Raw genomic sequence first — 7,584 nt, forward strand, 5'->3', positions numbered from 1 at the left:
CAACGCCTGCTGGCCGGATGCGGTAACCTGTGGGCGTGCCACCTGGTAGTCCTGCGGATCAAGCCCGTAGCTGCCGGCGTCCTGCAACATGGCCATCGCAGCCTCGGCGCGGACACGTGGTGCGCTTCCCAGAACCCATATAAAGCCGGGCTGCGAAGCGTAATGCTTTTCGATGGCCGCAGCGATCTCCTTCTCGGCGGTCAACTGATAGTCGATCAGTCCGGACAGCGAGCGGTCGAACGGCGTGCCTGGCTCAGAAGGCTCGATCGATCCGGTGATCTCCACCGAGCCGGTCGGCTGCAGCTTAGAGAAGTCGACCGGTACGAGGGCTGCGGTCTTGTAGGTGTAATAGCTCGGCGACGACACTTTCACGATCGGCGCAGGCTTGGTCGGCTTTACCACGGAAACCGGCTGCACGGGCTGGGCCTGCTGTGGAATACCCTGCTGCATCGGCTGGGGCCGGCGCGGGCGGCCCCTGATTGGCGACTGTCCCGCCGCGATTATTGCCGAACAGCCGCTGGAACAGGTTTTCGGCCGAAGCTGCATTGATGCTCGACAGCGAAGTTGCGGCAACGAGGGCCAGAATCAGGCCGGTTTTAACTCGTGAAACTGGCAGCAAAGCGCATCCCCTCGTCTGGTGCTGGATCGAACGGCAGCAGGCATCCCAATCATGGTTCGGACGGACGATTCAGGATGCGCTGTGACTATATCGATTGACGCCAAATGGGTTAAGCGACCGTAAACCGTTTGTTCGCGCGTGCGGCAGGAATGCAACATTTGTTAGGGATGCGGCGCGGCTACCCTCCAAGAAGAAGGGCCGTCCAGATCAACTGAACGGCCCCGGGCACAGGTACAAACGGGCTCAGCAATCATGTCCGCACCCACGCCCATGAAGGAGCAAGCCTTGCTGGCTCGCTGGAATATTCAGGGACGTGAGGAGACACGAAGTGAAGGCCGCGGAGTTTCGGCGGCATCTTCACGAAAGCTTGAGGCTGATCAGCGCCGGTCGCGTGACAGACCCTTGGCTGAAAGCTCGTCGAGATAAGTCTGCCAGCGCTGGTCCTTTTCATGACCGAGCTCGTGCAGATAATTCCAGGTGAAGATGCCCGACTCATGCCCGTCATCGAACACGATGCGCACGGCATAATTGCCGATTGGCTCCATGCGCGCGATCGCGACCTCGCGCTTTCCGGGCACTGTCACGCGCTGGTCGGGCGAATGGCCCTGCACCTCAGCCGACGGCGATGTCACACGCAGCAACTCGGCGGGAAGCTCGAGTGGCGCATGGTTGGGAAAGGTGACGGTGAGGAGCTTGCGGTCTTTCGACACGCGCAATTCTGAAGGTGCAGCCATGGCGCCTTCTTGCCACAAACCTGCCTGCGGCGCAAAGCGCGCTGGTTGTTTGACCCCGACGCTCCTATATCAGGTCTCAGCTAGCACAGACCGCGAGCCCAAGGCCTAGACTGCAATGATCGACCCGTTTGGACGCCGGATCACCTATCTCCGTGTTTCGGTGACGGACCGCTGCGACTTCCGCTGCACCTATTGCATGGCGGAAGACATGACCTTCCTGCCCAAGCGCGACCTGCTGTCCCTGGAAGAACTTGACCGTCTCACCACCGTCTTCGTGGAAAAAGGCGTGCGCAAGCTGCGGCTGACCGGCGGTGAGCCGCTGGTGCGCAAGAACATCATGCATCTGGTGCGCCAGATCTCGCGCCATCTCGTTTCCGGCGCACTGGACGAACTGACCATCACCACCAATGGCTCCCAATTGGCCAAGCACGCGGCCGAGCTGGTTGATTGCGGCGTGAAGCGCATCAACGTGTCGATCGATACGCTCGATCCCGCCAAGTTCCGTACGATCACGCGCTGGGGCAACCTGGACCAGGTCATGGCTGGGCTGGATGCCGCGCAAGCTGCCGGTCTGAAGATCAAGCTGAACGCCGTCGCCTTGAAGGGCTTCAACGAGCACGAGCTTCCCGAACTGATGCGCTGGGCGCATGGTCGCGGCATGGACCTGACCGTGATCGAAACCATGCCGATGGGCGAGATCGACGCTGATCGCACCGACCAGTATCTGCCGCTGAGCAAGCTGCGCACCGACCTCGAACAGCAGTTCACGCTGACCGACATTCCGTTCAAGACCGGCGGACCCGCACGCTATGTGGAGGTAGCGGAAACCGGCGGCCGCCTCGGCTTCATTACGCCGATGACCCACAATTTCTGCGAAAGCTGCAACCGCGTTCGCCTGACCTGCACCGGCACGCTCTACATGTGTCTCGGCCAGGAAGACGCGGCCGATCTGCGCTCCCCGATGCGCGCGTCCGAGGGCAACGAATTACTGTCCCAGGCCATCGACGAAGCCATTACCCGCAAGCCCAAGGGCCACGATTTCATCATCGATCGTACGACGCGCCGCCCGGCCGTCTCGCGCCATATGAGCGTCACCGGCGGCTAAGCTCAGTCAGAAGCTGTGGGGTGGCCCAATCCCTGACGGTTGTGTTTCGCCCAGCCCCTGCTAGACCGGCTGCTGATCGCAATCTCCGGGACTTCCTGTGGCCCTTCCGTCCGACATGCGCGGCAGCCTGTTCATGGTCATTTCCATGGCGGGCTTCTCAATCAACGACTCGATGACAAAGCTAGCCAGCGCCGAGATGAACCCTGGACAGGTCATGCTGATCCGCGGCGTTTTCGCCACGATCCTGATCGGCCTTCTCGCTTGGCAGCAAGGTGCCTTGCGCGTTCCGAAGCTTGCCTTCCATCCCCTGGTTATGACGCGCGTTGCCAGCGAGATCCTCGCAACGGCGAGCTTCCTAATAGGGCTGGCCCATTTGCCGCTCGCCAACAGCTCTGCCATTCTCCAGACCCTGCCATTATCGGTGACCCTTGGAGCCGCCATCTTCCTTGGAGAGCCGATCGGCTGGCGGCGGCTGCTCGCTATCGCCATCGGTTTCGCAGGCGTTCTGCTCATCGTGCGACCGGGCTTCGAGGGCTTCAACTTCTTTGCCCTGTTCACGCTGGCCTCCGTTTTGCTCTGCACCGTGCGCGATCTTTCCACGAGCCGCGCGCCAAGCCAGATCCCCTCGTCGCTCATTTCTTTCGTCACCTCCGCTTTCGTGATGCTCGCCGGCGGCGTCCTCATGGTGCCGATGGGCGGATGGCAAACGCCGCGTTTGGAAATTGTGGGCGCCTTGAGCTTTGCAGCTTTCATGGTGCTGATCGGCTACCAATTCGTCATCATGGCGATGCGGTCCGGCAATGTTTCGGCCGTAGCGCCCTTCCGCTACACCAGCCTACTCTGGTCCATCACATTAGGCTTCCTGATCTTCGGCGATCTGCCTGATTTGCCGATGATCGTCGGTTCCGTCATCATCGTCCTGTCCGGCATCTACACGCTGCTGCGCGAGCGCCGCGTCAGCCGTGAAAAGCCAGCCACGGCCAGCACCGGCTCGACCATGGCGCCAGACGGCGTTTGATCCATGCACAGCACCGATCGCCCATGACAATCGCCGGCATCATCCTGGCAGGAGGCCGGTCGAGCCGCATGGGCGGCGGCGACAAAACGCTGCTGCCGCTCGGATCTGCTACAGTCCTCGACGAAGTCGTGCGCAGGCTGAGCCCTCAAGTCGACGCTGTCGCCATCAACGCCAATGGCGACCCTGAACGTTTCGCATCCCTGAACCTGCCAATTTTCCCCGATGCCTTCGGCACCTTCGACGGCCCCCTAGCCGGCATCCTAACCGGCCTCATCTGGGCCGAAACGACCGGCGCCGACACCCTCATCACCGTAGCCGGCGACACGCCCTTCCTGCCCGTCGATCTCGTTAAACGCCTGCAAGCAGCGTCCGCACCCTCAACGATCGCCGTCGCCACCTCCAACGACCGTGTCCACCCGACCTTCGCCCTGTGGCCGGTCGCCTTGCGGCATGATCTCGAAACCTTCCTCAACACACAGCCAAGCCGTCGCGTGAACCACTTCATTTCCGATCATCCGCATGTCCGTGTCCCCTTCGACACCGCGCCATTCGACCCCTTCTTCAACATCAACACACCAGACGATCTCGCCGAAGCACAGCACCTTGCCGGAAGCGCGTCATGACGCAACGTGTCTTCGGCATTACCGGCTGGAAGAACTCCGGCAAGACAACCCTTACCGAGCGGCTCGTCACCGAACTCACCGGGCGCGGCTACACAGTGTCGACGATCAAGCACGCCCATCATGACTTCGACATCGATGTGCCCGGCACCGACTCGTTCCGCCACCGCGCGGCCGGCGCCTCGGAAGTCGCGATCGTATCGTCCCACCGCTGGGCGCTGATGCATGAAGCACGCGGCGACGCCGAACCCACCTTGCCGGAAATCCTGGCGCGCCTTTCCCCCTGCGATCTGGTTCTAGTAGAAGGCTACAAGCGCGAAGATCACCTCAAGATCGAGGCCCGCCGCAAGAACACGGCAACCCGCGCACCATTGTCCGAAAACGACCCCAAGATCGTCGCCCTGGCCGCCGATCATCCGGTGGATGGCTCCACCCTTCCCGTGTTCGATCTCGATGACATCCCCACCATCGCTGACTTCATCGTGGAAACGCTTTCCTTAGCGCGGGTTTGACGCTGTTTAGCCGTTGCAATCGCAGCGAAAACAGTGGGATTATCTTAGCTTGCAGCAGCCAAGCGCACCCAAGAGCCAAGGGCTGCAAGCACAAGAACCGAGAGGAACACGAATGCGCATTTCCAAGCTCTGCCTGGCGGCCTCCGCAGCTTTGCTCACTTTGTCCATGGCCTCGATCGCCTCCGCGCAGGAAACGACGATCAAGATCGGCACCGAAGGCGCCTACCCGCCCTTCAACAACCTGACCGCATCCGGCGAGCTGGAAGGCTTCGACATCGACATCACCAAGGCGCTTTGCGAAGAGATGAAGGCGAAGTGCGAGTTCGTCACGCAGGATTGGGACGGCATCATCCCCGCGCTGCAGGCCAAGCGCTTTGATGCCATCGTTGCTTCCATGTCGATAACCGACGAGCGCAAGCAGCAGGTCGACTTCACCAATCCCTATTACAGCAATTCGCTCGTCTTCGTTGCGCCGAAAGACTCGAAGTTCGCGGCCACTGAGACCAGCGGCAAGACCATCGGCGTGCAGCAGGGAACGATTGCTGCCGAGTTCGCCGAAAAGACCTATCCGGATGCCGACGTGAAGGCCTACCCAACGCAAGTCGAAGCCTGGGCTGATCTTGAAAGCGGCCGCGTTGATGCCGTGCTGGGCGACTTCGGCGTGCAGTATGGCTTCGTGAAGGGTGAAGACGGCTCCTGCTGCGACTTCAAGGGCGATGCTGTCAGCTCCGACGACAAGATCGGTATCGCCATCCGCAAGGGCGACACCGCACTGGCCGACAAGTTCAACAAGGCGCTCGAAGCCATCCGCGCTAACGGCAAGTACAAGGAAGTCAACGACAAGTACTTCCCGTTCGACGTTTTCGGCGGCTGATCCGTCGAAAACTTGAAGCCGATTGCAGCCGGAACGGATCCGCGGGACGACCCGCCGGCGCCGTTCCGGCTCCTTCATGATGGTGGCGGATAAACAGATCGCTTCATGGACGCTGCCCTGAACCTGCTGAGTTTCGGTCCCGACGGCTGGGGTGACGATATCGCGACCGGCGTGCTGGTTACCGTCGGCCTTGCGCTGGCGACCCTGCCTTTCGGCCTCGTGCTCGGCTTCTTCGTGGCGCTAATGAAGCAGTCGGAAGAGCCGTCTATGCGGCTTGCCGGCAATATCTACACCACCATCTTTCGCGGCCTGCCCGAACTCCTCACACTGTTCCTGATCTTCTATGGCGCGCAACTCGGCTTGCAGCAGATCACGGCGCTGTTTGGTGAGGAAACCACGATCGAGATCAACGCCTTCGCGGCTGGTATGGTCGCGCTCGGCATCATGTTCTCGTCCTATGCCAGCGAGGTGTTTCTCGCTGCGTTCCGCGTCATTCCGCGCGGGCAATATGAAGGCGCTTATTCAGTCGGCCTTAGCCACACCGGCACGATGCGGCTGGTTATCTTGCCGCAGCTGATCCGTGTCGCCCTGCCCGGCCTCGGCAATCTCTGGCTCATCCTGCTCAAGGACACGGCACTCGTTTCCGTCATCGGCCTGTCCGACATTCTGCGCCAAACCGGCGTCGCCGCGCGTGTGACCAAGGAGCCCTTCCTGTTCTTCGGCTTGGCGTGCCTGCTTTATCTCGTGCTCGCCGTGGTTTCCTCCTTCGTCTTCAGCGCCATTGAGCGCTGGACGGCAAAAAGCGGAGGGTCACGATGAACGCCGTCCCAGCCGACCTGGTGGAACGTCCGCCAACGCCAAGCCGCCGCTGGACCGGCACCCGTATCGCCGGCACTATTCTGGTAGCCTTGTGGGCGCTTGCGATCGCAGGCCTCGCCTTGTACCTCGTCCAGTCCTGGAATCCGGAGCTGTTCGATCGCTACGCCGGCCGCTACTGGTCGGGCCTGATCGTCACGCTGCAGTTGGTCTTCCTGTCGATCATCCTCGGCGCCCTCCTGTCCATCCCGATCGCATGGGGCCGCATGACCAAGCGGCGCATTCCAAGCGCCCTCGCTTACGCCTATGTCTATTTCTTTCGCGGCACGCCGCTGATCGCGCAGACCTTCCTGATCTATTACGGTTTCGGCTCGTTCCGGCCGCAGCTGGAAGCCATCGGCCTGTGGAGCTTCTTCCGCGATGCCTGGAACTGTGCCCTTTTCGCCTTCACGCTGAACACCGCAGCCTACCAGGCCGAGATCTTGCGCGGCGCGGTGGAAAGCGTCGGACGCGGCCAGTGGGAAGGTGCCGCGTCACTCGGCCTGTCGCGCCTGCATACGCTGCGGCTGATCATCGTCCCGCAGGCCCTGATCGTCGCCCTGCGCCCTTACGGCAATGAGATCATCCTGATGATCAAGGGCTCGGCCATCGTCGCCATCATCACCGTTTATGACCTGATGGGCGAAACGCGGCGCGCTTATTCCCGCTCATTCGATTTCCAGACCTATCTTTACGCAGCCCTGATCTACCTCGCGATCGTGGAAACGCTGCGTAACGTCATCGAATGGATCGAGCGGCGCCTGACGCGCCACCTCAAGCGCTAATCAACGAACAGCTGGAAGGAACCTCTCATGGCGAAAGTCGCATTCATCGGGCTCGGCGTGATGGGCTACCCCATGGCCGGCCACCTCAAGACCAAGGGCGGCCACGACGTCACAGTCTACAACCGCACCGCTGCGAAGGCGGAGAAGTGGGCCGAGGAGTTCGGTGGCAAGCACGCTGCCACGCCGGCCGAAGGCGCTAGGGATCAGGACTTCGTGTTCTGCTGCGTTGGCAATGACGATGACCTGCGTTCCGTCACCACTGGATCGGACGGCGCCTTCGCGACCATGAAGAAGGACGCGATATTCATCGACAACACCACGGCCTCCGCGGAAGTCGCGCGCGAACTCGACGCAGCCGCAAAAGAAGCCGGCTTCCACTTTCTCGACGCACCCGTCTCCGGCGGCCAAGCCGGCGCGGAAAACGGCCAGCTGACAGTCATGGTCGGCGGCGAGGAAGCGGCG

9 protein-coding genes and 1 pseudogene are annotated in these 7,584 nt (G+C 61.6%); 8 read left to right on the forward strand and 2 right to left on the reverse strand.

Features of this window, described 5'->3' with window-relative positions; all coding sequences use genetic code 11:
- Positions 1–450 (reverse strand): annotated as a pseudogene (locus RTX98_RS14805) (hypothetical protein); the annotation flags it as partial.
- A 546-nt stretch (positions 451–996) separates the two neighbouring features.
- Positions 997–1,353 carry a gamma-butyrobetaine hydroxylase-like domain-containing protein gene (locus tag RTX98_RS14810; RefSeq protein WP_189502445.1) on the reverse strand — a complete coding sequence of 119 codons (357 nt, stop codon included), beginning with the start codon at positions 1,351–1,353 and terminating at the stop codon, positions 997–999.
- Between the two features lie 115 nt (positions 1,354–1,468).
- On the opposite strand from RTX98_RS14810, the gene moaA reads away from it, so the two are divergent.
- The 8 genes from moaA to RTX98_RS14850 form a co-directional block, all read left to right on the forward strand.
- Complete coding sequence (gene moaA / locus RTX98_RS14815; protein ID WP_312797567.1) at positions 1,469–2,458, forward strand: GTP 3',8-cyclase MoaA; 990 nt, start codon at positions 1,469–1,471, stop codon at positions 2,456–2,458.
- Between the two features lie 97 nt (positions 2,459–2,555).
- On the forward strand, positions 2,556–3,476 hold the full coding sequence (locus RTX98_RS14820; protein ID WP_312797568.1) for a DMT family transporter: 921 nt from the start codon (positions 2,556–2,558) through the stop codon (positions 3,474–3,476).
- A gap of 23 nt (positions 3,477–3,499) precedes the next feature.
- Positions 3,500–4,099: a molybdenum cofactor guanylyltransferase MobA gene (gene mobA / locus RTX98_RS14825; RefSeq protein WP_312797569.1), complete on the forward strand. Its 600-nt coding sequence runs from the start codon at positions 3,500–3,502 to the stop codon at positions 4,097–4,099.
- Positions 4,096–4,608, forward strand: a complete 513-nt coding sequence (gene mobB / locus RTX98_RS14830; protein WP_312797570.1) for a molybdopterin-guanine dinucleotide biosynthesis protein B — start codon at positions 4,096–4,098, stop codon at positions 4,606–4,608. Before mobA ends, mobB begins: the two co-directional genes overlap by 4 nt.
- A gap of 112 nt (positions 4,609–4,720) precedes the next feature.
- Entirely contained in the window at positions 4,721–5,482 is a 762-nt protein-coding gene (locus tag RTX98_RS14835; protein WP_189502455.1) for an ABC transporter substrate-binding protein, read from the forward strand.
- 105 nt (positions 5,483–5,587) lie between these two features.
- Positions 5,588–6,301 (forward strand): ABC transporter permease, encoded by a 714-nt coding sequence (locus RTX98_RS14840; RefSeq protein WP_312797572.1) that lies wholly within the window; start codon positions 5,588–5,590, stop codon positions 6,299–6,301.
- Positions 6,298–7,122 (forward strand): ABC transporter permease, encoded by an 825-nt coding sequence (locus RTX98_RS14845; protein WP_312797574.1) that lies wholly within the window; start codon positions 6,298–6,300, stop codon positions 7,120–7,122. Before RTX98_RS14840 ends, RTX98_RS14845 begins: the two co-directional genes overlap by 4 nt.
- A gap of 27 nt (positions 7,123–7,149) precedes the next feature.
- A partial coding sequence (locus tag RTX98_RS14850) for an NAD(P)-dependent oxidoreductase (RefSeq protein ID WP_312797575.1) occupies positions 7,150–7,584 on the forward strand: 435 nt, incomplete at its 3' end.

The organism is Tianweitania sp., from assembly GCF_032053605.1.
Lineage (GTDB): Bacteria > Pseudomonadota > Alphaproteobacteria > Rhizobiales > Rhizobiaceae > Tianweitania.

Bases quoted from the DNA above. Each gene is read 5' to 3' on its own strand.
- RTX98_RS14845 (WP_312797574.1), top strand. From the start codon at position 6,298: ATGAACGCCGTCCCAGCCGACCTGGTGGAACGTCCGCCAACGCCAAGC.
- mobB (WP_312797570.1), top strand. From the start codon at position 4,096: ATGACGCAACGTGTCTTCGGCATTACCGGCTGGAAGAACTCCGGCAAG.
- RTX98_RS14835 (WP_189502455.1), top strand. From the start codon at position 4,721: ATGCGCATTTCCAAGCTCTGCCTGGCGGCCTCCGCAGCTTTGCTCACT.
- RTX98_RS14840 (WP_312797572.1), top strand. From the start codon at position 5,588: ATGGACGCTGCCCTGAACCTGCTGAGTTTCGGTCCCGACGGCTGGGGT.
- mobA (WP_312797569.1), top strand. From the start codon at position 3,500: ATGACAATCGCCGGCATCATCCTGGCAGGAGGCCGGTCGAGCCGCATG.
- RTX98_RS14810 (WP_189502445.1), bottom strand. From the start codon at position 1,353: ATGGCTGCACCTTCAGAATTGCGCGTGTCGAAAGACCGCAAGCTCCTC.
- moaA (WP_312797567.1), top strand. From the start codon at position 1,469: ATGATCGACCCGTTTGGACGCCGGATCACCTATCTCCGTGTTTCGGTG.